General features: G+C 63.1%; 24 protein-coding genes and 1 pseudogene. 20 read left to right on the forward strand and 5 right to left on the reverse strand.

Translation table 11 applies throughout. The features are described from left to right. Window positions 1-364: 364 nt before the first annotated feature. On the forward strand, window positions 365-2,065 hold the full coding sequence (locus tag AB4099_RS25190; protein WP_441480066.1) for an arylsulfatase: 1,701 nt from the start codon (window positions 365-367) through the stop codon (window positions 2,063-2,065). Window positions 2,066-2,377: 312 nt separating this feature from the next. Then, entirely contained in the window at window positions 2,378-2,806 is a 429-nt protein-coding gene (locus AB4099_RS25195; protein ID WP_113517868.1) for a CBS domain-containing protein, read from the forward strand. Window positions 2,807-2,852: 46 nt separating this feature from the next. Here the strand turns inward: AB4099_RS25195 and AB4099_RS25200 are convergent, their stop codons facing one another. From AB4099_RS25200 to AB4099_RS25210, 3 genes are all read right to left on the reverse strand, one after another. Further along, window positions 2,853-3,770 (reverse strand): 3-hydroxyacyl-CoA dehydrogenase NAD-binding domain-containing protein, encoded by a 918-nt coding sequence (locus AB4099_RS25200; protein ID WP_441480067.1) that lies wholly within the window; start codon window positions 3,768-3,770, stop codon window positions 2,853-2,855. Between the two features lie 92 nt (window positions 3,771-3,862). Next, a complete protein-coding gene (locus AB4099_RS25205) occupies window positions 3,863-4,852 on the reverse strand; it encodes a Bug family tripartite tricarboxylate transporter substrate binding protein (protein WP_441480068.1) in 990 nt (329 codons plus the stop codon). A gap of 81 nt (window positions 4,853-4,933) precedes the next feature. Further along, window positions 4,934-6,658, reverse strand: coding sequence for an IlvD/Edd family dehydratase (locus AB4099_RS25210; protein ID WP_441480069.1), 1,725 nt, complete (start codon window positions 6,656-6,658; stop codon window positions 4,934-4,936). Window positions 6,659-6,722: 64 nt separating this feature from the next. Here AB4099_RS25210 and AB4099_RS25215 point away from each other — a divergent pair, with 64 nt between their 5' ends. The 3 genes and pseudogenes from AB4099_RS25215 to AB4099_RS25225 form a co-directional block, all read left to right on the forward strand. After that, on the forward strand, window positions 6,723-7,409 hold the full coding sequence (locus tag AB4099_RS25215; RefSeq protein WP_441480070.1) for a GntR family transcriptional regulator: 687 nt from the start codon (window positions 6,723-6,725) through the stop codon (window positions 7,407-7,409). Window positions 7,410-7,641: 232 nt separating this feature from the next. Further along, window positions 7,642-8,868, forward strand: coding sequence for a hypothetical protein (locus AB4099_RS25220; protein ID WP_441480071.1), 1,227 nt, complete (start codon window positions 7,642-7,644; stop codon window positions 8,866-8,868). Between the two features lie 310 nt (window positions 8,869-9,178). Continuing rightward, window positions 9,179-9,355, forward strand: a pseudogene (locus AB4099_RS25225) (IS3 family transposase); the annotation flags it as partial. Window positions 9,356-9,436: 81 nt separating this feature from the next. On the opposite strand, the gene AB4099_RS25230 reads toward AB4099_RS25225, so the two are convergent. Next, the gene (locus AB4099_RS25230; protein ID WP_162768398.1) at window positions 9,437-10,264 is read right to left on the reverse strand and encodes a transporter; all 828 of its coding nucleotides are present in this window, start codon (window positions 10,262-10,264) and stop codon (window positions 9,437-9,439) included. A 112-nt stretch (window positions 10,265-10,376) separates the two neighbouring features. Continuing rightward, window positions 10,377-10,535, reverse strand: a complete 159-nt coding sequence (locus AB4099_RS25235) for an EAL domain-containing protein (RefSeq protein ID WP_113517900.1) — start codon at window positions 10,533-10,535, stop codon at window positions 10,377-10,379. Window positions 10,536-10,832: 297 nt separating this feature from the next. Here AB4099_RS25235 and AB4099_RS25240 point away from each other — a divergent pair, with 297 nt between their 5' ends. From AB4099_RS25240 to AB4099_RS25310, 15 genes are all read left to right on the forward strand, one after another. Next, on the forward strand, window positions 10,833-11,165 hold the full coding sequence (locus AB4099_RS25240; protein ID WP_441480072.1) for a YciI family protein: 333 nt from the start codon (window positions 10,833-10,835) through the stop codon (window positions 11,163-11,165). Window positions 11,166-11,357: 192 nt separating this feature from the next. Beyond that, window positions 11,358-13,001 carry an MFS transporter gene (locus tag AB4099_RS25245; RefSeq protein WP_441480118.1) on the forward strand — a complete coding sequence of 548 codons (1,644 nt, stop codon included), beginning with the start codon at window positions 11,358-11,360 and terminating at the stop codon, window positions 12,999-13,001. 334 nt (window positions 13,002-13,335) lie between these two features. After that, the gene (locus AB4099_RS25250; RefSeq protein WP_441480073.1) at window positions 13,336-14,748 is read left to right on the forward strand and encodes a M20 family metallopeptidase; all 1,413 of its coding nucleotides are present in this window, start codon (window positions 13,336-13,338) and stop codon (window positions 14,746-14,748) included. Between the two features lie 266 nt (window positions 14,749-15,014). Next, a complete protein-coding gene (locus AB4099_RS25255) occupies window positions 15,015-15,194 on the forward strand; it encodes a Myb-like DNA-binding domain-containing protein (protein WP_038362276.1) in 180 nt (59 codons plus the stop codon). Window positions 15,195-15,285: 91 nt separating this feature from the next. Continuing rightward, window positions 15,286-15,588 carry a hypothetical protein gene (locus tag AB4099_RS25260; RefSeq protein ID WP_441480074.1) on the forward strand — a complete coding sequence of 101 codons (303 nt, stop codon included), beginning with the start codon at window positions 15,286-15,288 and terminating at the stop codon, window positions 15,586-15,588. A gap of 742 nt (window positions 15,589-16,330) precedes the next feature. Then, a complete protein-coding gene (locus tag AB4099_RS25265) occupies window positions 16,331-16,843 on the forward strand; it encodes a hypothetical protein (protein WP_441480075.1) in 513 nt (170 codons plus the stop codon). Between the two features lie 105 nt (window positions 16,844-16,948). Beyond that, window positions 16,949-17,731: an alpha/beta fold hydrolase gene (locus tag AB4099_RS25270; RefSeq protein WP_441480076.1), complete on the forward strand. Its 783-nt coding sequence runs from the start codon at window positions 16,949-16,951 to the stop codon at window positions 17,729-17,731. A 374-nt stretch (window positions 17,732-18,105) separates the two neighbouring features. Next, the gene (locus AB4099_RS25275; protein WP_113517877.1) at window positions 18,106-19,023 is read left to right on the forward strand and encodes an MBL fold metallo-hydrolase; all 918 of its coding nucleotides are present in this window, start codon (window positions 18,106-18,108) and stop codon (window positions 19,021-19,023) included. Window positions 19,024-19,166: 143 nt separating this feature from the next. Further along, window positions 19,167-19,919, forward strand: coding sequence for an SDR family oxidoreductase (locus AB4099_RS25280; RefSeq protein ID WP_113517878.1), 753 nt, complete (start codon window positions 19,167-19,169; stop codon window positions 19,917-19,919). Window positions 19,920-19,982: 63 nt separating this feature from the next. Continuing rightward, window positions 19,983-20,408, forward strand: a complete 426-nt coding sequence (locus AB4099_RS25285) for a cupin domain-containing protein (protein WP_113517879.1) — start codon at window positions 19,983-19,985, stop codon at window positions 20,406-20,408. Window positions 20,409-20,480: 72 nt separating this feature from the next. Further along, a complete protein-coding gene (locus AB4099_RS25290) occupies window positions 20,481-21,428 on the forward strand; it encodes a mechanosensitive ion channel family protein (RefSeq protein ID WP_441480077.1) in 948 nt (315 codons plus the stop codon). Between the two features lie 228 nt (window positions 21,429-21,656). After that, entirely contained in the window at window positions 21,657-24,587 is a 2,931-nt protein-coding gene (locus AB4099_RS25295) for a PAS domain-containing protein (protein WP_441480078.1), read from the forward strand. Further along, on the forward strand, window positions 24,577-25,218 hold the full coding sequence (locus AB4099_RS25300) for a response regulator transcription factor (RefSeq protein WP_441480079.1): 642 nt from the start codon (window positions 24,577-24,579) through the stop codon (window positions 25,216-25,218). Before AB4099_RS25295 ends, AB4099_RS25300 begins: the two co-directional genes overlap by 11 nt. Before the next feature lie 2 nt (window positions 25,219-25,220). Then, window positions 25,221-25,598, forward strand: coding sequence for a response regulator (locus tag AB4099_RS25305; RefSeq protein ID WP_113517883.1), 378 nt, complete (start codon window positions 25,221-25,223; stop codon window positions 25,596-25,598). A 2-nt stretch (window positions 25,599-25,600) separates the two neighbouring features. After that, window positions 25,601-26,293, forward strand: a complete 693-nt coding sequence (locus AB4099_RS25310) for a response regulator transcription factor (RefSeq protein WP_113517884.1) — start codon at window positions 25,601-25,603, stop codon at window positions 26,291-26,293. Window positions 26,294-26,295: the final 2 nt, after the last annotated feature.

Here is a 26,295-nt window from a genome sequence, read left to right on the forward strand (position 1 = left end):
CGAAAGGCGCTCATGTCCGGCTATGGCGCGATGGCGGCACCCGAGCGCGCCAAATGACCTTCAGCCATCCATCCAACTCGGACGTGACGACGCGCCGTCGCCACGTCCGGACTCGCCCCAACCGAGACGTGGGCGGCGAGGCCGGTGACGGACGAAGTTGGGCCAATCCGGACCCTCGGAGTGCCCCTTCCTGGGGCATCGAAGCGCTAATGGATCCGTTCGCTACTGCCCCAAGGTACAATAGAACGCAGCCCTGCTATCCCGGTAAATCGGCGCGGCCGCCATTCTGAACAAGTCCTTGAGGTGCCCGCGGAGGCCCGTGGGCGCCGGGTGCGGCCGTAAGCATCATCCTGGAGGGTCGGACATGAAGATTGGTCGACGCGAATGGCTTGGTCTCTCTGCGAGTATCGCCATGCTGACCGGGGCGAGCCTCCCTGCGATGTCGCAGCAACCTCAGCCCCAGCAGCAACAGCGGCCCAACATACTCGTGATCATGGGCGACGACGTAGGCTGGTTCAATGTCGGGGCCTACCACCGGGGGATCATGTCAGGGAAGACTCCCAACCTCGACAGGCTGGCGGCGCAGGGAATGATGTTCACTGATTACTATGCCGAAGCCAGTTGTACCGCGGGCAGGGCCAGTTTCATCACCGGCGAAATCCCCTTGCGCACGGGGTTGACCACGGTTGGACAAGCCGGCGCAGATGTCGGCATGCCCGCCCAGGCGGCGACGATCGCCACGGCTCTGAAAACACAGGGATATGCCACCGGGCAGTTCGGAAAGAACCATCTGGGCGACCTGAACAAGTTCCTGCCGACACTTCACGGCTTCGACGAGTTCTTCGGCTATCTCTACCACCTCGACGCGATGTCCGATCCGTTCTGGTATTCGTTCCCGGACGAGCAGTCCTATCGCGACAAGGTCGGCCCCCGCAACTTGCTGCATACCTTTGCCACAACCGTGGATGACGCGACCGAAATGCCGCGCTGGGGCAAGATCGGCAAGCAGAGGATCGTGGATGAGGGCCCCTTGGCGCCCTACCCCAATATGAGCAACGTGCCAAACATGCACGACATCACGCCGAAGGCCAAATATGACATGACGACCTTCGACGAAATCTTGGTCAAGTCGTCATGTGATTTCATGGACAAGGCCAAAGCTGACAAGAAGCCCTATTTTGTCTGGCACAACACGACGCGCATGCATGTCTGGACGTTCCTGTCGCCGAAATATCAGGCGCTGATGAACAGCAAGACCAATTTCGGCCTTGAAGAGGCGGGCATGGCGCAGCTCGATGACAGCGTCGGCGCCCTTTTGAAATGCGTGGAGGATTCAGGCCAGGCGGACAACACGATCGTCATCTTCACCACCGACAACGGCGCGGAAGTCTTCACCTGGCCCGATGGCGGAATGACCCCTTTCAAAGGGACCAAGGGGACGGTCATGGAAGGCGGTTTCCGGGTGCCTGCGATCATTCGCTGGCCGGGCAAGGTCAAGTCGGGCACGGTCGAGAACGGGATCTTTTCGGCGCTGGACTGGTTCCCGACGCTCCTGGCTGCGGCAGGCAATGGCGACATCACCGGCCAGCTCCTGAAGGGTGTGGCGTTGGGCGAGAGGACCTACAAGAACCATCTCGACGGCTACAACCAGATTGATCTGCTCCAGGGCAATGGCCCGTCCGCGCGGCATGAGTTCTTCTATTTCGGCGGTCCGCAGCTTGGCGCCGTTCGGATCGACAACTTCAAGTACCAGTTCTACCAGCAGCCGCAGGGTTGGCCCGGCGCGAAGGTCACCACCGACATGCCGACCATGGTCAATATCCGCCAGGACCCCTTCGAGCGAACCCCGTCGATCGGTGGCCAGAGCCTCAATGACCTGGGCGGCGGCTACATGAACGACTTCTATGCCCGAGAGTTCTGGCGGTTCGTCTCCGTTCAGGAAGAAGTCGCCAAGCTGGCTCGGACCGCACTCGACTACCCACCGATGCAGGACCCGGCCTCGTTCAATCTGGAAGCCGTAAAGCGGCAAATCGATCAGGCGATCAAGAACAAGCCCGGTAACTAAGGCAACGCGACGCGACTGGCGGGCAGCTCCAAGTCAGCTTCACCCGCCATCCTTCCCCTGGGCACGATAGCCCTGCGGGCTTCGGCTGACGCGGCGCTTCAGTATGCTGGCATGTCGTCGCTGGGGTGAGATTGTGTCGGTTTCGGCGCGATGCACGGGTTCACGCAGGCCTGCTCGCCCGGAACGGGGCGGGCGTGCCGTGGGCTCGGCACAGGCCCGACCAGCAGGCGCAGGGTCCCCTGACACTCTCAGCCGGAACGCTTCCGACTCCGGGGCGTTCAATCCCGGAGCCGACGAGAAGGAGCCATTGCGATGAAAGTATCCGAAGCGATGACCCGAGGGGCGCGCATCGCCCACCCCGAGGAGACCCTGCAGCTGGTGTCTCGCCGAATGGCCGAGGAGGATATCGGCTTCCTGCCGGTCGGCGACGAGGATCGGCTGGTCGGTACGATCACGGACCGCGATATCGTTATCCGGGCTGTTGCCGAGGGGCGTGACGGCTGGACCCTCGTTCGCGACGTGATGACGCGCGATGTCAAATACTGCTTCGAGGACGAGGAGATGGAGAGCGTCATCCACAATATGGGCGACAACCAGATCCGGCGCCTTCCTGTCGTCGATCGCAACAAGCGGCTTGTCGGCGTCGTCTCGCTGGCCGACGGCGCGCTCAAGGGCAACCCGGAAACGGCCGGGGAAGCCCTGACCGAGATCGTGGAGCCGGCAGGGCGCGCCGCCGCCTGATCCGCGGCAGTTGCGATCGATCGCCTTCGTCCGACCGGACCCCGACCTACTCGCTCACCAGCTTGCGCGATTTCAGCAGCGCCAGCAGGCCCTCGTCGCGGCGCGCTTCCAGCTCCGCGATCGAGCGGCCGGCGCTCTCTTCTGCCACCCCCTCCACGATCCGGCGCTGCACCTCATCACTGAGTGAGGGTTGGCCGAGCGAGTCCCAGCGCTTGAGCTGGCTCGGCCCGAGATGGGCGAGATAGCCCTTGATGCCGCCGGCGCCGCCGCCGAGATGATAGGTCATATGCGGACCCATCAGGGCCCAGCGCAGACCGGGCCCATGGCACAGGGCGGCATCGATGTCGGCGACGCTGGCGACGCCCTGCTCGACCAGATGGACCGCCTCGCGATAGAGCGCGGACGCCAGCCGGTTGGCGATATGGCCGGGCATTTCGCGGTTCAGCACCACGGGCCTGCGCCCGAGCGCGCGATAGAAGGCGCTGGCGCGGGCAATGACGGCCTCATCCGCTCCGATGATCTCGACCAAGGGCACGAGATGCGGCGGGTTGAAGGGATGGGCGACGATGATGCGCTCGGGCCTGCTGCACTCGGCGACGATGGCGCTGCGCAGCAAGGCCGAGGTGCTGCTGGCAATGATCGCATTCGGCGCCGTCTGGGCGTCGATCTGGCTCAGCAATTGCCGTTTCACGGCCTCGTTCTCCGGGCCGTTCTCCTGGATGAACTGCGCGCCTTCAAGCACCGCGCCGAGCCTGGTCGAGAAGCTGAGCGCACCCGCGCCGTCAAGCCCCAGTTCGGCGAGTTGCGAACGCGCCCGCGCGACATAGGCGAAGAATGTCTCCTCGGCAGCGGGCGAGGGGTCATAAGCCGCGACAGCGACACCATGGGCGCAGGCGAGCGCCGCCCAGCTCGCGCCGATCATGCCGGCACCGACAATGGCGATGCGCTCGATGGGATGAGTCATGATGCTCTCGCTCTCAAGGGTTGGCGTTGATGAGCGTAAGCTCTCACCGGCGCCACCATTCCGGGCCTAGCGCAGCGCGGAGCCAAATTCCATCACTCGGGCTTCAGCCCGGTCGCCTTGATCAGGTCGCTCCATTTCTGCATCTCGCTGTCGATCAGCGCGGCCGCCTCGGCTGGCGTGCCGGGCTTGGGCGTCACGCCCTGCAGCTTCATCGCCTCCAGTGCCTTGGGGCTTTTGAGCGCCTTGACGATCTCGGCGTTGAGCTTGTCGATGATCGGCTGCGGCGTGCCGGCCGGGGCGAGCACCCCGAACCAGGAGCCGATCTCGAAATCGGGCAGTCCCTGCGCGATGGCGGTCGGATAATCCGGCATGAAGGGGGAGGGCTCGCGGCCGGTGGTCGCGATCGCCTTCAGCGAGCCCGCATTCACATGCTGGAGCACGGAGGGAATGGTGTCGAACATCACCTTGACCTGGCCGCCGATCATGTCGGTCATGGCCGGGCCGCTGCCGCGATAGGGCACATGGCCGAGCTTCGTCCCGGCGCGCGCATTGAACATCTCGCCGGCGAGATGCTGCGGCGAGCCATTGCCGGAGGAGGCGTAGTTGAAGTCATCCGGCTTGGCCTTGGCGAGCGCGACCAGTTCGGGAATCGTCTTCGCCTGCACGGAGGGGTGGACGACGAGCGCCAGGCCGACCGTGCCGGCGAGGGTGACGGGCGCGAAATCCTTCTTCAGGTCGAATCCGGGCTTGGCCTGCAGTCCCATATTGATCGAGTGGCTGGTCAGCGCCCCCATCAGCAGCAGGTAGCCGTCGGGCTGGGCCCGGGCGACGGCAGCCGCGCCGACGCTGCCGGCCGCGCCGGCGCGGTTTTCGACGACGACGCGCTGGCCGATGCTCTGCGAGAGTTCCTCGGCGATGACGCGGCCGATGATGTCGGTCGCCCCGCCCGGCGCATAGGGCACGAGCAGCGTGACCGGCCGTTGCGGATAGGCCTGGGCGCCTGCGGGAGCGGCCCGCGCGAGCGAGAGACCAGCGAACGAGAGAGCGGCGAGCGTGCCGCCGAGAAAGGCGCGTTTCAGCATCGGGCGTAGTCTCCTCCGGGTTGGGCTGCGGGCCGGTTCGTCCGGCCCTGCATCACGTGTCTTGAGCCGCGCGGCGGCCGGTCAGCAGAAGTCGAAATCGCAGCCTTCATCGGCCTGGAGGACGCTGCTCAGATAGAGCCCGCGATAGCCGCGCGAGGGCTCGCTGAGATGGGCGGGGGGCTGCCATTCTGCCCTGCGGCGTTCGAGCTCGGCCGCATCGACCAGCAGTTCGATCTGGCGGGCGGGGACGTCGAGCCTGATCAGGTCGCCGTCGCGGACCAGCCCGAGCGGGCCGCCCACCGCCGATTCAGGCGTGATGTGCAGCACGATCGTGCCGAAGGCGGTGCCGCTCATGCGGGCATCCGAAATCCGGACCATGTCCTTGACGCCGGCCTGGGCGAGCTTCTTCGGGATCGGCAGATAGCCGGCCTCCGGCATGCCGGGCGCGCCTTTGGGGCCGGCATTGCGCAGCACGAGCACGTCATCGGCGGTCACATCGAGCCTGGAATCGTCCATGCGCGTGACCATGTCCTCGACGGAGTCGAAGACCACGGCCCGGCCGGTGTGCTGGAGCAGGGCAGGAGAGGCGGCCGAATGCTTGATGACCGCGCCGCCCGGCGCCAGGTTGCCGCGCAGCACGGCCATGCCGCCGGTCTGCTTCAGCGGGTTTGCGGCGCTGCGGATGATCGTCTGGTTCGGCACCTCCTCGGCGGCCTCGGCAATCTCCCCGATGGTCTGGCCGCTGATGGTGATGGCGTCGAGCGCCAGATGCGCGCGCAGCTCCTTCATCAGCTTCGGCACCCCGCCGGCCCAGTGGAAATGCTCCATGTAATGATCGCCCGACGGCTTCAGATCGATCAGCACCGGCACCGCGCGGCCGATCGCGTCGAACTCCTCCAGATCGATGCTCAAGCCGGCGCGGCGCGCGATGGCCGCGAGATGGACGAGCCCGTTGGTCGAGCCGCCGATCGCCTGCAGCACCACCATGGCGTTGCGGAAGGCCGTCTCGGTCAGCAATGCGCTGGGCTTGAGCCCACCCTTGGCCAGCGCGACGGCCTGCCGGCCGCTGGCCTCGGCGGCGCGGATGCGGTCGGCATGGGTCGCGGGGATCGTGCCCGTGCCCGGCAGCGCGATGCCGAGCGCCTCGACGAGGCAGCCCATGGTGCTGGCCGTGCCCATGACCATGCAGGTGCCCTGCGTCGGCGCGAGCCTGCCGGTCAGGACCTCGATCTCGGCTTCGTCGATGGTGCCGGCGCGGTGCTGGCCCCAGAGCCTGCGGCAATCCGTGCAGGCGCCGAGAATCTCGCCCTTGTGGTGGCCGACCAGCATCGGGCCGGTGATCAGCTGGATCGCGGGGATATCGGCCGAGACCGCGCCCATCAGCTGCGCCGGCACGGTCTTGTCGCAGCCGCCGATCAGCACGACCGAATCCATCGGCTGGGCGCGGATCATCTCCTCGGTGTCGATCGCCATCAGGTTGCGCAGGAACATCGAGGTCGGGTTCGAGAACGACTCGTGGATCGAGACGGTCGGGAACTCCATCGGCAGGCCGCCGGCGAGCATGACGCCGCGCTTCACCGCCTCGATCAGGCGCGGCACATTGCCGTGGCAGGGGTTGAAGTCGCTGAAGGTGTTGGTGATGCCGATGATCGGCCGGTCGAGCGCATCGTCGGAAAAGCCGGCCGCCTTGATGAAGGCCTTGCGCAGGAACAGCGAAAAACCGGGATCGCCATAGCTGGCGAGATTGCGGCGCATGCCGCGCGGGGCCAGTTTGGCGGGGGCAGTCTTGTCATTGGCGCTCGTCATGACAGGATGAGGCGTTGCCGTTGACAGGATTGTCAACAATTATGTTGGAATTGGAGTTGGTCGCATGTCCGTCCTCGCGTTGAAGCCCGCCACCGCCGACCGCACCCGCCTGGTGGCGGACGCTCTCGAGGAGGAGATCGTGCTCGGCTGGCTCCTGCCGCGCGAGCGACTGATCGAGGAGGACATCGCCGCGCGGCTCGAAGTGAAGCGCCATGTCGTGCGCGAGGCGTTGGCCGAGCTGGAGCGGGTCGGGCTGGTCGAGCGCGTGCCGAACAAAGGCGCAGCGGTCAGGCTGCTGGAGCCCCACGAGGTGCGCCAGATCTATTCGGTGCGCGAGGCGCTGGAGACCCTGGCGGCTGAGCAGCTTCCGCTGCCGGCCGGGCCCGAGATCCTGTCGCGGCTGAAAGCCATTCAGGAGGTCCATGCGGCCGCAGTCGCTGACGCCGATGCGCGCGCGGCTTTCCGCGCCAATATGGCGTTTCACGAGACGCTCTTTGCCGCCTGCGGCAATGCCCATCTCGTCGAGCTGATCCAGATGATGGCGCAGAAGGTCCATGGCGCCCGTTCGATCACGGCGGCCAGCCCCTCGCATCTGGCGCTGGCCTGCGCCGAGCACTGGGCGATGATCGCCGCGCTCGAGGCCGGCGACCGGGCGAGGCTGGTGCAACTCTGCCGCGACCATCTCGGCCCCTCGCGCGACGCCTATATCGCTGCGGTCGAGCAGCGGCAGGGCCGCGACCAGGCGCGATAGGGGGATAGAACTTCCTCATCGCCAGGCGTGCACGTCCCTTCGGACTGAGCAACGAAGGGACGGGTGCAGTGGAATTTGTTCTTCATGCCAATAGGTGGAGAGCCCAACGTCCACCAACAGGCACTGTCACATTAACGGGCCTGGGACCCGCGACGGTGTATCTCGCCGGCGACCTCATGCGGCGGTGTGGTAAGGCGTATTCAAAAATCTCGATCAAGAAGTGGCTTGGGAAATGAACGAAACTGCTGCTCCAGCCTCAGCGAAAGTGAACGCGGGAGATTCCTCTTTGCGCCTCGATCCCGATCTGCACGAATTTCTCGCGTCCCACGGCGGACCTTTCTTCGAACTGCAAGAGCAACTGAAATTGCTGCGGAAGAACGCGCTTCGCGTAGAATCTCGGGCGGTCTTGTTCGTGGCTTTGGCTTGGGGCGTTCCTTTTTTGCTTGGCCTGCCACGCAGCTTCTCCTTGGAGCGCGGCCAAGGAGCCTATCTTGCCGATCTCGGAGTATGGGCGAAGTTTTTCATCGGGATCGGTGCTTTTGTTTTGGCTGAGCTACAGGTCGAAAATGGCTTGAAAGCGAAGCTGGCCCAACTTGCGCGCGCGCCAATCGTTGCTCCGACGTCAATTCCGGCCGCCGCGACGATTGTGTCCTGGGCGCTTCGCCAGCGCGATTCTCGGGGAGCGGAGCTCGCCTGCCTAGCCTTGGCAGTTTTCGCCTCGACCCTTTCCTATCTCAATTTTCACACCGCCGAAGCATCTTCATGGGCGGTTGAGCATTTGCTCGAAGGCAATAGGATTACGCTTGCCGGTTGGTGGTCGATCTGCTTCAGCCTTCCATTGTTCGTGTTCCTCTTTTTGCGAGGAGCGTGGCGGCACCTTGTTTGGACGCGCTTGCTTCGCAAGTTGGCGACGCTTGACCTTCGCCTGGTTGCAACCCATCCCGACGGCAAGGGCGGCTTGGCGTTCCTGGGACAGTATCCGAACGCCTATGCCATTTTCGTCTTTGGAATGAGCTGTGCGATCGCTGCGGCAGTTGCAAAACATCACCTCAACGAAGGCCTGTCCACAGCGACGCTGACTACGGTCATGGGCGGCTGGCTGGCAATCGTCATCAGTTTTTTCGCCTACTCGTTATCCGCCTTCAGCCCGCCGCTTTATCGATTGAAGGAGCAAGGCATGTCGTTGCTGGGGGCACAGGCGACAAACTATTGTCGATCTGCCGAGCGGAAGGCCATCGGCCAGAATGTCTTTCCGGCTTCCACTCCCGAGCCAGACACTGAATTGTCGGATCCGGGCAAGCACTATGAGGCAACGTGCAAGCTCTCGACGATTCTCGTCAGCAGGGCCACCGTAGTTCCCGTCGCCGCCGCAGCGCTCATTCCTTTCGCCCTGGTGGCTGCGACGATGCTGCCATACAAGGATGTACTTTCCGTCCTGAAAAAATTGCTCGTTCTGTGATGTACATGCTGTGCCGTTTCAGCGTCGAAGATTTGAATGACACGCTGTTTTCGACGCTCGCCGAGGCCGGCAGCGCCGTCAGCTCATCGACCACATTCGGCCCTCGGCAACATGACGCCAACCGAGTTCGCCCAGAAATCCAGGCTGGAAAAACAGGCCGCCTAAGGCCGGAAGAGAAACTCAGGACTCTTCCTTGATCTGGAGGAGAAGAGGGTCTCAGGGCGCTGGCGCACTGGAAGGCCGTGGCCGGCCTCACCGCCTAAGCCTCTCACCCGGCCAAATGCGCCTCTTTGCGCCCGCCGGACGTTGACGTGACAACGCCGTCGTGAACCACAAGCGGCTCTTCCGGCTGTATCGCGAGGAGAAGTTGGCGGTGCGCCGGCGCGGCGGCCGCAAACGAGCCATCGGCGCAAGAGCGCCGATGCTGAGTCCGCTCGGGCCGAACGAGCGCTGGTCGCTCGACTTTGTCTCCTGCCAGTTCACCGATGACCTCGATCATCGCACCAAATGTGCTCGATCGTCAGTTCGCCGCAACGCGGCCGAACAAGCGTTGGGTCGCCGAATTCACCTATGTCGGAAACAGGAACGTCAGCCCCACCCGCGGACCCCAGCCGCTCGGTCCGTTCTTCGGCGCAGTCGCCCAATAGCGTACGCCGCCGAAGAGACTCACCGGCTGCTCACCAAACTTCACAAGCTTCGAAACCTGGAAATTGATCGGCACCGACCATTGTTCGGCCTCCCAGTCATAGGTGCTCTCGGTATTGAGCGTGAACGTCCAGGCGTCCGATGTCCTGTAGGAGATGAAGGGCTGCACGTAGGTCGCGCTGATGTCGGACCTGTCTCCCTTGCCCGCAACGGACCAGATGTGGTTTGCAAGCGCGCCGACCGTCCATGGCCCTTCCTGCTTCAGAACGACGGCAGTCAGACCCAGCCCGAACTTGCCGCCTCCGAGCAGATCGTCGCTCGCCGTCGGAACGAGGAAGACGGGTCCTGCACCCCAGATGATCCCGCCAGCGGCCGGCTGCGTCGGGGAAACGAAGAAGCTCTGCGTGACGTCACCGAGGCCGAACTGGTTGCCGGAGGAGCCGGCAAGGTCATGCTGCCGGGTGACAGGAATGATTGTGCGGGAGATGAGGTTCCAGTCGCCGTTCAATGCAAACGGGATGACGGGTTGGATGTCGAGCGTTTTCCGGTCGCCATGGTTGGGTCCGAAGCCCCGGTCGTAGTTGAATTGGAAGGGCACGCTGATCAGCGATGACACGGGATTGCTGAGCTTTTTCGCCAGATCGGCATTCGCGTCCTGCGCCCGTGCGCCGCCGGTACCGGCCAGGCTAATTCCTAGACCAACGAATGCAACGGCTGAGAACACAGCCAGTTGGTCGATTCTCGACAGCATGCAAAAGCTCCTCAATATGCAGTCTTAGAGGGCCACCCTGCGGATGGCTGATCAGTTCAATGGCGATGAAAGGGACCCGCGCGGTGTGGCGGGGAGCCATGTGCGGTGACGCTCACCTGCACGTGATGGCTGAAGGGCATGCAAGCGCCGGCTGTGCGAATAGGAAGCCCTGGATCAGGCTCACGCCGAGCTGAGAGAGCAGCGAAAATTCGGCATCGGTCTCAACGCCTTCGGCGATGACTGTACACCCGATGGTCTGATAACGATCGATGAGGCTCTCCGATCAAAGTGACCAACTCTGTTGGGGTCACTTGGTGCATAGGCAGGCGTCAGTCTTGCCATTTCGCGCCAATCGCGACCGGCTATTCTTCACCTTCGCCGGTCCCGAAACCCCCGAGATTCGGCCTAGAGCCAACGCCCAACGTCCGCTGCTGGGCCATGCGCCAATGTCTTCGAATGGCGCCAGGCCGTCTTCGCCGGGTCACTGCGGCCGTCCCTGACGCCATGTTCGGCCGTGCTGATCGCAGGTACGTTTCTCCCCATTGCAGCAAGCGGAAGGAGGCGAGCCATGCCGAAGTTCGTGACGATCGGATATGGAGACCGAGAGGGGTACGATCGTACCGCAGTCGCCATTCGAGACGCCGCCCATGCCCATGATGCAAAATTGCAGAAGGACGGGGTATTGATGGGCATCGCGGGGCCACCGGTACAGGTGCGCAATCCCGATGCTGCCCAGATTGAAACGGCGAACGGTCCATTCATGAGATCCGCCTTGCCAGTGGCTGGATTTGCCATCGTCGAGGCTGCCGATCTCGCTGAAGCCATAAACATGGTGTCACGAACTCCCTGCGCTGTTGCACACGGTGTCGTCGAGGTGTGGCCGCTGGAGCAGCCGTCCTGAGAACGCCACGATAACGACGGCAAAGGGGCAGGGGCGACGCCCGGCGCAGTTTCGGGGGATGCCCGCTCTGGATGGAGCGCCAACATGCGCAACGGGCGCTTTCCAAACAGAATTCGTGACGTAAGACTCGGGAATCACGCTCGGGGATCAACGCCGGCGCCCCAGATACAAACGTCGGAAAAGAGCCGGGTCATGGATGTGCAGAAGCCCGCGGCAGGCACTGGGCCGTTTGCGCCTCTCAACAATCTGACGTTCCGGGCCATCTGGCTCGCCGGGCTGATCTCGGGGTTGGGATGGCTCATCCAGACCATCGCAATGAGCTGGCTGATGGCAACCATCACGCCGTCCAGTGTGATGGTTGCATTGGTTCAGGCCGCGACGAACCTGCCCGCTTTCATCCTGTCGATTTTCGCCGGGGCCATCGTCGACAATTTCAACCGCCGCAAGGTGATGCTGGCGGCGCGGTCCTTGATGGCCGTGACTGCTGCTGCGCTGACGATTCTCGTCGCCTTTGGCATGATCAACCCCTGGATCATCCTGTTTTTCAGCTTCCTCGCGGGGTGCGGCATCGCCTTCAACGACCCGGCCTGGCAGGCGTCCGTGGGCGATATTGTCGATCGAAAGGATCTCGCCGCGGCTGTGACGCTGACATCCGTCGGGTTCAACACCGTGCGCAGCGTCGGGCCGGCTCTCGGGGGCATTATTCTCGCGTCCTTCGGCCCTTTGACGGCGTTTTGCCTGTACACCCTTGGCCATCTCGCGCCGCTGATCGTGGTCTGGCGATCCCGGTGGAAAGTCCCAACCTCGAGACTGCCACCCGAAGCGATGCTGACGGCGATCTCCGACGGCATTCGCTTCACGTCGCTGTCTTCGGAGATCAAGACGGCGCTCGCCCGCGGCTTCCTGTTCGGGCTCGCGGGCATCGCCATTCTCGCTCTCCTCCCGTTGGTGGTTCGTGATCAGCTGAAACAGGGAGCCGTTGCCTATGGCACCCTCATGGCCGGCTTCGGCGCAGGTGCGCTGCTGGCGGGCCTGACGTCGACCGCGCTCAGACGAAGATTGTCAGACGAGCAGCTCCTGAAGCTGGCTTGCGTGGCGTGCGCGACATGCACGCTCAGTCTTTCGCTGACGAAAACCCCGGCTGTCGCGGCTGTCGCGCTCATGCTCGGCGGCGCCGGATGGGTTCTGGGGTGGTCGGGCCTGAGCATCAGCGTACAATGGGCGAGCCCCCGTTGGGTCGTCGGCCGGACGATTTCGCTGTATTACGCCCTCACGTCACTCGGGCTCGCCACCGGGAGCTGGCTCTGGGGGATGATCACCGAGAGCTATTCCTTGAGCTTTGCCCTGCAGGCCTCGACCGCAGCCTCTCTTGGCGTCGCCGTCCTCGGTCTGCTCCTGCCCATCCATCAGCGCAAGGATTCTGATGTTTCGACGGCCGAGACCTTCGAGGCGCCCGCGATCAACCTCGATCTGAAGCCACGCAGCGGGCCGATTGCTGTCAGAATCGAGTATCAGATCGCCACCGATCAGGTTGAGAACTTTCTTGCCTTGATGCTGCAGCGCCGGCGTGCCCAGGGGCGCAACGGCGCCCGGAGATGGATTCTGACGCGGAATCTGCGCGATACCAAAATGTGGACCGAGTCGTTCCACACGCCCACCTGGCACGATTACCTGCGTTTCAATTACCGCCAGACCGCAGCCGATAGAGTGCTGAATGCCAGCCTCTTTGATCTGCATATGGGGCATGACGCGCCGGACGTGACCCTCTCGATCGAACGCCCAACCGCCACGCCTCGCAAAGCCGATATCTTCCGGCCCGACACCCCACACACCTGAACGTCGCCTTGGTCATTCCTCGAAATCACTGGGTGCTATCTCGGTCTTGTCGCCGACGATGCCCCGATCCTCTCCGAGCAGACCGATCTGTCAGTCGATCGGCGCGGCGAGCAACCGTCGCGCTTCCATGGACCCGCAATCGCGAATTTCGGAGGGCACAAGCAAACGTCGATCGGTCTGCAACAATTGCCGATTCTTCTGAGTAAAATTCGGCCTTTCTGCCGTTCGCCTTGTAGTAGCCTCTCGAAGGGTGGGGCTGTCGATATCCGGCGATTGCGGATGACGGCGGCCTCCACCAGCCTCTATGGCGCGAATGCAAACTCGGGAGAAGTCTGTGCAGAATACCGATAAGATTTGGACGATCGTCGATTCAAAGCAGGCGGACTACATCGAGTTGAGCGACCGCGTCTTTGAAATGCCCGAGCTCAACTACCGCGAGGTCAAGTCGGCTGCGGCCCACGCCGAGCAGCTTCGGCGCGAGGGATTTCGCGTGGAGACGAGCATCGCCGGATTGCCGACCGCCGTCATGGGCGAGGCGGGAGAAGACGGCCCGGTGATCGCCATCCTCGGCGAGTACGACGCGCTGCCTGAGCTCTCGCAAGCCCCCGGCGTGTCCGAGCATCAACCGCTTTCGAACCAGCCGGCCGGCCATGGCTGCGGCCATAACCTGCTGGGGGCCGGCGCCATGCTGGCGGCCGCGGCGGTCAAGGATTTCCTCGCCGAGCGTGGGCTCAAGGGCCGCGTCCGCTACTATGGCTGCCCGGCGGAAGAAGGTGGGGCAGGCAAAGCGTTCATGGTCAAGGAGGGCGCCTTCAAGGACGTCGACATCGCGATTTCCTGGCATCCGGCGGATTTTGCGGCGGTGACGGCAGCCATATCCCTGGCTAACACGACGATCGACTTCGAGTTTTCCGGGCGCGCCAGCCATGCCGCCGCTTCTCCGCATCTCGGCCGTTCCGCGCTCGACGCCGCCGAGTTGATGAATGTTGGCGTCAACTACATGCGCGAGCACATGCCGAGCGATGCGCGCATCCACTACGCGTATCTGGATACAGGCGGCATCGCGCCGAACGTTGTCCAAGCCAAGGCCAAGCTCCGATATGTCGTGCGGGCGACGATGGTCTCCGAAGTCCATGAACTCCTCGCCCGGGTCCGGAAAATTGCCGAAGGAGCGGCCCTGATGACGGAGACCACGGTCACCAGCGAAGTCGTCAGCGCGATGAGCAGCTTGCTGGCGAACGCGCCCCTGGAGGACGCCATGCAGCGCAATTTCGATCGGCTTGGTCCGCCTCCGTTCGATGCAGACGACGTCGCCTTCGCCAGGCGCATGCAGAAGAGCGTGACGCCCGCTCATATCGAAAGCGCATTTCGCCGCTCGGGATTGCCGGTGACGGATTTTCCCCTGTGCAACGCGATCGCACCCAAGGAGGTGCCGGGGCCGCGTATGATGGGCTCGACCGATGTCGGTGATGTCTCCTGGGCCGTGCCGACGGTACAGGCGCGGGGCGCGACGTATACGATCGGCACGCCGGGGCATTCCTGGCAGTTGACGGCCCATGGTCAATCGCCGCTGGCGCACAAGGGCATGGTTCACGTTGCGAAGATCATGGCGGGCGTAGCCGCGGACGTGCTCGTCGAACCGGGGTTGCTGGAAAAGGCCAAGGCCGACTTCGAGGAGCGCCTTGTCCGGACGCCCTATAAGGCGCTCCTGCCAGACGACGCCAAGCCGCCTTTCCACATGTTCTGACGAATGGACGGCCATGGCCCGGCCGACGAATGGTCGGGTCATGGCCACGAGCTCGCGCTCGCTCGCCGAGCCTCCTAAGCCCCGCGATCGCCTGTGCCGCAACGGCATTCTCGATGTTCGCTTGCGGACAGGAGGGCATAGTCCGCTTCCGGCGCCGAGCGCCCGGATGGGCTCGGCACCGATCCATCCCTGCGGTCAAATCCGTCGCCATCACTGCTATAGTGGGCGCGAATGCGGGAGATGTCCCGGCAGAGCAGGAGCAGAATGTGACCGAGCGATTTGAACGTCATCGCCAACCCTGGACACATGAGGAACTTGAGAAGCTCAAGTTGCTCGCCAAGAAGGGCATGGCACTGAAGGCGATTTCGAAAGCGATGACCCGCAGCGAGGAATCCATCAAGGACCGCGCCAAACTCGATGGTATCGGGATCGCCAAGCTCCGTTAGCCGAGCTGGCGACCGGGGTGAGTGGTTTGCCGATGTTGTCATCCACTGGCTTGATCCATTTTCGGACCGTCGGATGCCTGAGGAGGGCTGATTGAAAGACACGGGGTTCTATGTGTGGATGACCGTCTTCGCCGTGGTCGTCGGCGTTCTGGTTTGGAGCCTCAGCCCCGGCCCTTCGGAATACCCATCGATCGGAGGGGGCGGTTATGACCTCTCCGGCCCAGTCTACACCCTGGTGCTTCTGGCATTCACGGGCCTCTGGACGCTTGCAACACTGCTAATCGGCTTGAACCACAGCGAGGCACGGGCCCGTCGTCGCGCCTTCATCCTGGCGGTCATGGGCCTCATCACCTTCTCGCTGTCGATCATGATCTGGGGCAACAACCTGAGTTAGCGGGCACGGGGGGCGTGACGCTGGAAATCGGCTATTCGCGACGCGCAGGTCGATCGCCGATCCCATCGGTGTGCCTCTCTCCGGTCGAACGACAGTCGCTGGTCCGATTCGCCATTGGGGTTGGCGCGAACAGCTCTGCCTGGCGCGGAACAGCGGTGGGTGGGCGCAAGGCGCGCTCGCAGGTGGACAACCACGCCTCGGCCGCACGTGCTGGATCGGCCGGTTTTCGGCGTTGCGGCAGATGGACGGCGGAAACGCCGAGCTAGCGGACAGAAGCTGTGTTGGATCGCGCTGGCAATCGCCAAGCCGGGGCGCCAGTAGCAGGCCTCGCCGATGTCGGCTGAGGGTGGATTGCTGACGTTCGCTCGGATCTCCTTTGACCGGCCGCCGCGCGCCAGGAGCGGAACTTGGCGTAGCTCCCGGAGTCGGACGTTCGGGTGCCGGCGTCTAGCGTCGCGAGCTCGCAGCTCCGGCCACCTCTCACCTACGATCCTGACCAGCAGCAGGCGGGTTGAAGCTCGATCCACCGGAATCCGGATCGGGCTCTGCGCATGCTGTTGCTCTTTCTTGTCTATGCCAAGGTACAGGTCAGTCTGGCGATCTATCGAGAGCAGAGGTCGGAGGGGCCAGTAGAGATCCAAGCGCTCAACGCGAACAATTTCCCTCGCTCCTGCTCTGTCACCCCGCTCCGAGATCATCGCGAGTGCTCGGTGGTGAGCGCACTTCTGGCGAGAGGTAATTGATGAAAGCGCTCTTGACGTGCGAGGCGATGCTCCCTCGAAGCGGCGCTGCTGCCGCGGCGGTCGTCATCATGGTGGCGTTCAACGGCATATTTCTGAACGCGAACGGCCTTTTCATGCTGATCGCGCCACTGGCTTGGTACGAAATGGTCCCGGGTGTGACTGATACCGGCTTCTTCAACCAGCACTTCATTCGCGACATCGGGATGATTCAGATGTTTCTCGGCGTGGCGTTCGGCCTCGGCCTGTTCGTGCCGGAGCGTCGCGTTGGACTATGGGCAGCCGCGACATCTTGGCTTTGCGCGCATGCGCTCTTCCATTTTTGGGAGGTTGCCGTCGGAATCTGCTCGCCTGCCGTCATTCCGCGGGACTTTCCGGCGGTGACGCTGCCGGCGCTTCTCCGACTGGCGCTGACCCTCTTGGCGCTGCGCAATCCCCGACAGGCAAGTCAACGACCGGCCGCGGCCTCAGAGCCGCTTGACTGCGCCTCTTCCTGTGTTCGACGTCGGTCTTGATCACCTAGAAATCTGGATTGATTGGCGAATTCGTTGGCCAAGCAGCCCGAGGCCCGAGCTTGGCGCAGGCTGCTCCGAACCTATCGACAAACCCGGAGAACGCATATGAAACCGAGTGTCTTCGCTCTGGCGGCAGCCGCCGTGCTGCTCAATTCGGCCATGCGACCAGCGCAAGCAGCGCCCCGTGCCAAGCCGGTCATCATTCTGGTGCACGGAGCCTTCGCCGAATCCGCGAGCTGGAACGCGGTGATCGCCCGGCTCAACAAGGCGGGCTATGAGACGGTCGCGGCTGCCAATCCCCTGCGCAGCGTGAAGGGAGACGCGGCGGAAGTCGCGACGGTAATTCGATCCATCTCCGGCCCGGTTGTTCTCGTCGGCCATTCCTATGGCGGTCCGGTGATAACAGAGGCTGCGAACGGGCAGGCGAATGTGAAGGCGCTCGTCTATGTGGCTGCGTTCGCGCCGGAGATGGGGGAAACCAGCCTGTCGCTTTCGGGCAAGTTTCCGGGAAGCACGTTGGGAGGTGCTATCCGGGCGGTCGCGACGCAGAACGGTGGGCGCGATCTCTATATCAAGCCGGAGAAATTCCGGATGCAGTTCGCAGCCGACGTTCCGAAAGGCCAGGCTGCGTTGATGGCTGCCACGCAACGCCCCGTTGCCGAAGCAGCCCTGGCCGAGCCGTCCGGGGTGCCTTCGTGGAAGTCGCTGCCGTCGTACATGATCTATGGAACCGGCGATCGGAACATTCCGCCGGCTGCGATGGATTTCATGGCGCAGCGTGCGCGGGTGGTGAAGACCGTCGCCATCAACGGCGCGTCGCACGCCTTGATGATTTCGCACCCCGCAGAGGTTGTATCCATGATCGAGATGGCTGCGTCGTCACGATAGTCGAACAACGATCACGGGGATCGAACTGCGCGTGCTCGACTGAATTCGTCGTGACCATCGCTCATCGGATCACTCGTCAAATAGACATCTGGTGTAGGAGTTCGACGATTGACGGCAGTGTCGGCTCTGTCACTCCGCGACCCTCCGGGACAATGCCAATCGCGGCGACTGAAGGAATTCAATAATTCGGATTTTTATGGTAATTTTATCAGTTTTTATTGTGAAATAATGGAATTGCGAGATATATTACAGAAGTTGAGCTTACCTATTATATGGTCTAGGTGAGTTTATACTTGGATCTAATCGACTGCGCCGTGCTCTCAATCTAGCATCGTCCAAGCCGTAATTTGAACGGTATCGATCAGGAGAGAACCATGAGCCTAGACGTCGCTTCACGCTCCGGACGACCGGGGCCCGAAGAGCTGGTCCCGTCGCGCTACGCGGTGCGGGTCGGCGAGATTGATGTTCTGGTGGTCAGCGACGGGGTGCTGCCGCTCCCGACCAAGATGCTGGGGCATAACGTCGCCGAGACCGACCGGGCCAGTTGGCTGAACGACATGTTCCTGCCGTCCGACGCTTTCGACTGGGCGCTGAACGTAGTCCTGGTGCGCAGCGGCGAGCAGGTCATACTTATCGACGCCGGGCTGGGTCTTGATCCGGAACTGAACCTGCCGCGGGCCGGACAACTGGTTAAGCGCCTGGAGGCCGCCGGCATCGATCTCGGCTCCGTCACCGACGTGGTGCTGACCCACATGCATATGGACCATGTCGGCGGTCTCCTCGTCGAGGGGGTGAAGGACCGACTGCGCCCGGACCTGCGGATCCATGTGGCGGCCGCCGAGGTGAAGTTTTGGGAGGCGCCCGACTTCACGCACGTCAACATGCCGGCGGGTTTCCCGGATGCGCTTCGGTCGGCGGCCAAGCGGTTCGCGCAAGAGTATCGCAGACACCTGCGGCTGTTCGACGAGGAACACGAGGTCGCACCGGGCGTCATCGTCCGCCGTACGGGCGGCCACACGCCCGGACACAGCGTGGTCCGTCTGTCCTCAGGCGGCGACCGCCTGACATTCGCCGGTGACGCCGTTTTCGCTGTGGGGTTCGAACACCCTGACTGGTATAACGGCTTCGAGCACGACCCCGAGGAAGCGGCCCGCGTTCGCCAGCGTCTTCTAACGGAGCTGGCGGGGACCGGCGAACAGCTCGTGGCCACCCACCTCCCATTCCCGTCGGTCGGTCGGGTCGCGGTCGAGGGCGCTGCGTTCCGCTGGGTCCCCGTCTTCTGGGATTATTGAATACCTGTCTGGCCGTCGGCCGAGCTTGGCTGCGCAGGTTTCAAAGCCATGCCGGTTCGGCCGACAACCCGACCTCGACGAGGTCGCCCCCATCCCATCGATCGAACGACGCACCGCATGGGCGGCTGCGCAGGAGGCATCTCATGAAAATCGTCATTATCGGCGGCACCGGACTGATCGGATCGAAGACCGCGGAGCGCCTGCGCAAGCAGGGGCATGAGGTCATTGCCGCCGCTCCGAATACCGGCGTCAATACGATCACCGGCGAAGGCTTGGCCCAGGTACTCGAGAATGCCGAGGTGGTAATCGACCTCGCTAACTCGCCTTCCTTCGAGGACAAGGCCGTGCTCGAGTTCTTCCGGACGTCCGGCAAGAACCTGACGGCGGCGGAGAAGGTGGCCGGCGTCAAGCATCACGTCGCGCTCTCGATCGTCGGCACGGACCGTCTGCCTGACAGCGGCTATCTTCGCGCCAAGGTCGCTCAGGAAGAGATCATCCGGAAATCCGGCATTCGCTATACGGTCGTGCGATCCACGCAGTTCATGGAATTCCTCGGCGGCATTGCCCAGGCCGGCACATCCGGCGACACCGCCCGCTTGTCGACGGGCAATCTTCAGCCGATCGCGTCCGACGATGTCGCCGATTTCGTAGCTGAGGCGGCGCTGGCCGCGCCGGCCAACGGCATCATCGAAATCTCGGGCCCGGAACGCGCGCGCCTTTGCGATTTCGTCGCCCGCTACCTCAAGGCGATCGGAGATGCCCGCACCGTCGTCGCTGATCCGGATGCCCGGTATTTCGGGACCAAGCTGGAGGCCGGCTCGCTCGTCTCCGACAACAATCCCCGCATCGGCCGGATCGACTTCGATCGCTGGTTCGCGACAGCTCCCCGGAAATAATGGCTCGTGGATGAGCCGATTTCGAAGCGGTTCATCCACCTCCATCGTGAAAGGACATTAGACATGACCAAGTCACTGGCGTGCGCCTTTGCGCTGACGGCTCTTCTGTCGATTTCGGCATTCGCACATGACACGCCCGGAGGTGGCGAAGGTGCAAAGGTGACGCTGGTCTACGACCGCGAGCTGCCTAACGTACCAGGCAAGAGCATGAGGGGCGTTCTCGTCGAATACGCTCCGGGCGGATTCTCGGATGGCCACACTCACCCGGCTTCCGCTTTCATCTATGCAACCGTGCTCGAAGGGGGGATCCGCAGCCAGGTCAATGATGGCCCCGTCACGGTCTACAGGGCCGGCGAGAGCTTCTCGGAATTCCCGGGCGACCGTCACGGTGTCAGCGAGAACGCGAGCAAGACCCATCCGGCAAAACTGCTCGCCGTGTTCGTCGTCGATACCGCCCAGCAGGAACTGACCTTCCCGCTCAAGAAGTAGCTGGCGACGCCGGACAGCGATCCGGCGCACTGTCTTCCTCAGCATGAGCTACCACCACCGGAACCTCTTCCCATGCCCGGCGATGACCACTTCCTGCCGTTGGTACTGATAAACATCCTCGGAACCGCTGGCATCGTCGTGTGGCACGTTCAGGGTTGCGACCGTCCGACGGGTCGCCTGATCGTCCAGATCCTGTTCTTCATCGGCATGAGCATCGTGCTCTATACGGGAGGTATCGCTCCGCATCAGGCCGATGATGTCTATGCGGACGGGCTGACCGCGGTGCTTTCCAAATCCGCCAGAATTCTCTGGTGGACCCATCTCGCCTGGACGATCATCGGCTTCATCCACATCTATGTCAGGCTTAATCGCAAGCCGCGGGAAGCACACCTGATCCTGGATATGGCCGTCGCCGGCATCTATCTCGGTGTGGCGCTGTCGGTCATGGGTTTCGTCTTCGGCCTGCCCATCGCCACCCTGGTGACGACCTCGGGCGTCGTAGCTTTGATCCTGGGCCTCGCATTGCAGAACACGCTCGGCGATGTCTTTTCCGGCATCGCGCTGACTCTCGGCAAGGCCTATGCGATCGGCGACTGGGTCCAGTTGAGCGACGGCACGGCGGGCCGCGTCACGGAAACCAACTGGCGTTCGACCAACCTGCTGACCGGGTTGAACAATATCGTCGTGCTGCCGAACAGCATGCTAGCAAAGCAAAGCCTGACCAGCTTGAGCCGCCCCGACGAGTCGCACCTCATTACACTAGGCGTGCGCTTCGCCGCGGGGCAAAGGCCGCGCATCGTAGAGAACGCGATGCGGACCGTGCTGGAAACCAGTACCCGCATCGTAAAGGATCCCCCGCCAGCCGTTGCCCTCAAGGCCATCGATGCGGCGGCCATCGAGGTCGAGTTGCAGTTCCGTGTCGCGAGCCTCGCAACGGGGACATCCGCCAAGAACGAGATCATCGACCTCATCCATGACCAATGCAGCGCGAGCGGTCTTTCGCTGGCCGGGCCTGCCTAGAAGTCTCCATTCTGGTGCCAAGGTGGATTGCGGCGCTCTTCCCGCACGCCGTCGCGCGCAGCAACGGAACACTGGACGATCTCCCTGCAAGTCATGGATTTCCATAAGTGCGGCCGAGGCGTCCTGGCGCTAGTTTCCACTGAGCTTGCCAGCCGGATGTTCGAAGACTGGTGCTAGATGAAGCTGTGACGGTTTCCAGGTAATCCGTCTCGGGAAGGGCACGCGACCATGATTGCAGCGCTCCATCGAACGCCACCGTTCCTCGTGTCCCTGACTCTGGCTATTGGCCTCCTGGCATACTGGCTGGCCGGGTCCACCATAGGAATACTGGCGCCGCTCGGTGCGCTCTTCCTCTATGCGCGAGGATATCTGCTTCGATCGCTCTGGGGCGGGCTGCTTGCCGCCTTTGCCGGTGCGACGGTCACCGCCGTACTATATCCTGGCGCCGTACGGGAAGCCGCGCTTTCCGTTGGCGCATCCGTCGCGGTGGCCGCGTGCATGGGCGCGCTCATCGTGCGCGATCCGTCCAGACGAGGCGCCCGGGACGCGGCCGCGCAACGACAAGCGCCGGGCCATCCCGGTGGTCTCGGGGCCATTCCAGATGACGTGGCCGAGGGTGCGATCCACCCAGATGACAGGGCTGCGATCGCACAGGCGGCGGCCTATGCGTTCTGGACGGGCGTGCCGCAGGTGACGAGCTATCGGTTGCGCCTGCCGGACGGCAGATATCGCTGGACCGAGCTCCGTGCCGAGCCGGGCTATGGCGTCAGCGTCGATGTCGACGCCATGGTTTCGAGACCGGATGATCGCTGGACTGTCACGGAATCGCTTGGCGAGACCGTGCAGGCGGTACAGGCCGCCAAGGTGATCGAGAGCTTGCACGGCAAGGCCTGGGCTTTCGATGCGACAGGGAAGTTCACCTATGTGACCCCTGCTGCTCAGATTGCCATCGACATGGCTCTGGAGGATCTCAATCGCCGTCTCGGCGAGCGGGAATTCATCGATGGCGGTGAGGTCGGCTGGATGCGCGGTGTTCATCCGGACGATGTCGACGGCGCCGCCGCGACCCTGCGCCATTGCCTGAAGACGGGCGAGCCGTGGAACATCGAATACCGCATGCTGCGCGCGACGGGCCACTATGTCTGGCACCGCATTTCAGCGCGGCCGACACGGGATGGCGAGGGGCGCATCACCGGCTGGTTCGGGACCTCGATCGATATCGACGTCTACAAGAAAACCGAGGCTGCGCTGCGAGAGCGAGAAAAGCATCTCGAACAGCTCATCGACACGGTGCCTGCCATGATCTGGAGCATGTCATCGGAGGGGCGACCCATATATCTCAACAGGCGGATCATGGAGGTCACCGGCGCCACGCTAGATACCGTCAAGGCGTCGGATGGGTCTCTTTCTTTGAAGAAGATGATTCATCCGAATTTCTGGGAGCTGGCAGAGCAAACCTTCACGAGATCGGTCGTGACGGGCGCGCCGTACAACATCAAGTACCTCCAACATCGGGCTGGCGGCACCTATCGATGGACGCAAACGCGCGCTGAACCTCTGCGCGACGAAGCCGGTAAGATTATTCGATGGTACGGTGTATCCGTCGATATCCACGATCTGATCACCACACAGACCGAACTCAATCTCCGAAAGCAGGAATTGACGCGGCTGATCGATCTGGTTCCGAGCTTCCTCTGGCGACTGACACCGACCGGGGCGCCGAATTTCTTCAACCGCCGCTTCATCGACTTCCTGGGCATTGACGAAGGCGGCCTCGAGCAATCCCAGACGGAGCGATACGCGGCCGCCCTGAAGGAGGCGATCCACCCGGACGATGCCAGTCGGGTGTGGGCCGAACTCAAGCGTTGTCTGAGCAGCGGCCGGCCCTACGCGATGCGCTATCGCTTACGCCGCCACGATGGCGTCTATCGCTGGATGGACGGGCGCGCGGAGCCGCTTCTGGATGACGATGGCAGCATCATCCAGTGGCATGGTCTGTCCCACGACATCGACGACCAACTCCGCGTGGAGGATGCACTCAGGGAAAGCGAGCGATCGCTGCGTCAGTTGGTGGAGACGCTGCCTGCCCTCATCTACTGCGCCGCGCCGAATGGCGAACCGATCTATCGAAGCGAGAAGCTCGGGGAATTTCTTGGCTTCGGACTCGGAGACAAGGACGCAGAGGGTCAGACACGCCTGGCCGGCACGCTCGAAGCGATCATCCATCCCGATGACCTCCCCGACGTCAAAGAAAAATATGGGCGTTCGCTGGCGACCGGCACGTCCTATGCGATGAAACACCGCCTCCGGCGGGCGGACGGCGAGTTTCGCTGGGTCGAGACGCGAACCGCGGCGATGCGAAATGCCGATGGGGAGATCGTTCAATGGAACGGCATCTCCTTCGAGATCGAAGATCAGGTGCGCGCGCAGGAAGCGCTGACATTGACGCAGGAGCGCCTGGCTCGCGCAGCGCAGGCCGCGAGCCTGGCAGAGCTCTCCGCTTCGATCGCCCATGAGGTCAACCAGCCGCTCGCGGCCGTGGTCGCCAATTCGCACGCATGCCAGCGCTGGCTGACCTCGGACCCGCCCAATCTTGAGCGGGCGCAGAGAACCATCGAACGCATCATCCGGGATGCGAATTCAGCCGCCGATGTCGTCGGCCGGGTCCGTGCCTTGTTCAGGCAGACGGACCAAGCGCGAAACCTCTGCCCGCTCGACGCCATTCTTCATGAGGCGAGGGATCTGATGATGGAAGAAGCGGCCCGGCGCCGCATGCGTATCGAGGTCGAAGTCGGGGCTGGTCTTCCGTCGCTGGAGCTGGATCGCATCCAGATCCAGCAGGTCCTGGTCAACCTGATCCGCAACGGCCTTGAGGCGATGGAGCCTGCTCGGCGCGGGGTTCTTCGCGTCCGAACATTGCGCGCCGGCGATTTCGTCAGGACCGAAGTCCGGGACACCGGCATGGGTCTTGGCGCGCCCGATAAGGTCTTCGAAGCCTTCTTCTCAACGAAACCCAATGGGATGGGCATGGGGTTGGCGATATCGCGAACCATCATCGAGACCCATGGCGGGCGACTGTGGGCAGAGAACAACCAGGACGGCGGGGCGGCGTTCATCTTCACCCTGCCTGTCGAAGCGAAATCCGATCATGACCGTTGACGACACAATCGTGTTCATCGTCGACGACGACGATGCGCTCCGGGAAGCCCTGGGCGAGTTGCTGGCGGCGAACGGTGTCCGATCAGTCCCATTCAGCTCCGCCGGCGACTATATCGGCTCGAACAAGCCCGATCTCCCGGCCTGCCTGATTCTCGATGTCGAGCTTCCCGATATCAATGGGCTGGAGCTGCAACGCCAGATCGCGCAGGGAGACCATCCGCCGATCGTCTTCATCACGGGGCATGGCGACATCCCGTCATCGGTGCGAGCCATCAAACATGGTGCCGTCGATTTCCTGACCAAGCCGTTCAGCGATACGGCGCTGCTCTTGGCCATCCGCACGGCAATAGCGCAGGATCGGGAAACAAGGGCGAAGCGCGCCGAGCTCACGCTGCTGAAGCAACGCTATCACGAGCTCTCTCCGCGAGAGCGCGACGTGCTTCCGCTGGTCGTGAGCGGACTCCTCAACAAGCAAGCTGCGGCCGAGCTCGGCATCAGCGAAGTCACCCTTCAGATTCATAGAAGAAACGTGATGCAGAAAATGGCGGCGTCATCGCTCGCCGACCTGGTGCGAATTGCGGAGCGGTTGGAAATCCCGATCCAGCATTCGCGCCGGATGGGAGGAATCTAAGCGTGACCAAGCATAAATCTGTCGTGGCCGTCGTCGATGACGATCCGAGATTGCTCGAATCGCTTGAGGAATTGCTCGAGTCTGCGGGATATGCGGTTCGTAGCTTCTCGTCCGCGGCAGCGCTGACCCGGGCTGGCCTCTCCGGACTGGATCTCCTCATCACCGACGTCGGCATGCCGGGGTTGAACGGCTTCGAGCTGCGCGACCTCGTCAACCAAGAGCGTCCGGATCTGCCGGTATTTCTCATCACTGGGCGCCACGAGATTGCCGAGCAGATCAGGGCGCGGGCCGTAGAGAGCTTCTTCTGCAAGCCGTTCGATGGCCAAGCCTTACTCGCCGCGATCGCAAGGGCATTAACTCAACAGGGACGTGGAAGGTGAACATGATCATTGACCGCTCACTCTCGCGGAAATCGGTGCTCTCCTCCAGGCGAGGTGCAGCCGAAGAACAGCAGCCTCTCATCATCATAGTCGATGACGACGCCTCGGTCCGAGACGCACTGTCCGAGCTGATGGAGTCAGCCGGCTTCGCAGCGGTTTCGTTCAGCTCGACGCAGGCGCTGCTCGAGACCAGCATGCTCGACCGGCCGGGATGTCTCATTCTCGACGTGCGTATGCCCGGCTTCAGCGGGCTCGACCTCCAGCGTCATCTGACGATGAACGGAAATCCCAAGCCGATCATCTTCCTCACCGCGCATGGCGACATCCCCATGACCGTCCAGGCCATGAAAGCAGGCGCGGTGGATTTCCTGACGAAGCCGGTTCGCGACCAGACGCTTCTGGACGCGGTCAATGCGGCGATCGGGCTGGATGCGGCGCGAAGGGCGGAAGCTGCGAAGATCAAGGGATGTGTCGAGCGCTTGCAGACTCTGACGCCACGGGAGCGCGAAGTCATGTGCGAGGTCGCACGGGGTCGCCTCAACAAGCAGATCGCCTTCGACCTCGGCATCAGCGAGGTCACGGTCAAGCTGCACCGGGGCAACCTGATGCGGAAGATGGAAGCTGCCTCACTCGGCGAACTTATCAGGGCGTGGGAAGCTCTACCGGTTGGGATGCGTATGGCGAACGCCGCCTAGCC

It is taken from the genome of Allobosea sp. 2KB_26 (genome assembly GCF_052115715.1).
In the GTDB taxonomy this organism is placed as follows: domain Bacteria; phylum Pseudomonadota; class Alphaproteobacteria; order Rhizobiales; family Beijerinckiaceae; genus Allobosea.

Coding starts and splice junctions, on each gene's coding strand:
- AB4099_RS25295 (WP_441480078.1), top strand. CDS start 21,657: ATGATTGCAGCGCTCCATCGAACGCCACCGTTCCTCGTGTCCCTGACT.
- AB4099_RS25290 (WP_441480077.1), top strand. CDS start 20,481: ATGCCCGGCGATGACCACTTCCTGCCGTTGGTACTGATAAACATCCTC.
- AB4099_RS25205 (WP_441480068.1), bottom strand. CDS start 4,852: ATGCTGAAACGCGCCTTTCTCGGCGGCACGCTCGCCGCTCTCTCGTTC.
- AB4099_RS25245 (WP_441480118.1), top strand. CDS start 11,358: ATGGATGTGCAGAAGCCCGCGGCAGGCACTGGGCCGTTTGCGCCTCTC.
- AB4099_RS25195 (WP_113517868.1), top strand. CDS start 2,378: ATGAAAGTATCCGAAGCGATGACCCGAGGGGCGCGCATCGCCCACCCC.
- AB4099_RS25215 (WP_441480070.1), top strand. CDS start 6,723: ATGTCCGTCCTCGCGTTGAAGCCCGCCACCGCCGACCGCACCCGCCTG.
- AB4099_RS25270 (WP_441480076.1), top strand. CDS start 16,949: ATGAAACCGAGTGTCTTCGCTCTGGCGGCAGCCGCCGTGCTGCTCAAT.
- AB4099_RS25300 (WP_441480079.1), top strand. CDS start 24,577: ATGACCGTTGACGACACAATCGTGTTCATCGTCGACGACGACGATGCG.
- AB4099_RS25190 (WP_441480066.1), top strand. CDS start 365: ATGAAGATTGGTCGACGCGAATGGCTTGGTCTCTCTGCGAGTATCGCC.
- AB4099_RS25210 (WP_441480069.1), bottom strand. CDS start 6,658: ATGACGAGCGCCAATGACAAGACTGCCCCCGCCAAACTGGCCCCGCGC.
- AB4099_RS25230 (WP_162768398.1), bottom strand. CDS start 10,264: ATGCTGTCGAGAATCGACCAACTGGCTGTGTTCTCAGCCGTTGCATTC.
- AB4099_RS25265 (WP_441480075.1), top strand. CDS start 16,331: ATGAAAGCGCTCTTGACGTGCGAGGCGATGCTCCCTCGAAGCGGCGCT.
- AB4099_RS25220 (WP_441480071.1), top strand. CDS start 7,642: ATGAACGAAACTGCTGCTCCAGCCTCAGCGAAAGTGAACGCGGGAGAT.
- AB4099_RS25280 (WP_113517878.1), top strand. CDS start 19,167: ATGAAAATCGTCATTATCGGCGGCACCGGACTGATCGGATCGAAGACC.
- AB4099_RS25200 (WP_441480067.1), bottom strand. CDS start 3,770: ATGACTCATCCCATCGAGCGCATCGCCATTGTCGGTGCCGGCATGATC.
- AB4099_RS25240 (WP_441480072.1), top strand. CDS start 10,833: ATGCCGAAGTTCGTGACGATCGGATATGGAGACCGAGAGGGGTACGAT.
- AB4099_RS25285 (WP_113517879.1), top strand. CDS start 19,983: ATGACCAAGTCACTGGCGTGCGCCTTTGCGCTGACGGCTCTTCTGTCG.
- AB4099_RS25310 (WP_113517884.1), top strand. CDS start 25,601: ATGATCATTGACCGCTCACTCTCGCGGAAATCGGTGCTCTCCTCCAGG.
- AB4099_RS25275 (WP_113517877.1), top strand. CDS start 18,106: ATGAGCCTAGACGTCGCTTCACGCTCCGGACGACCGGGGCCCGAAGAG.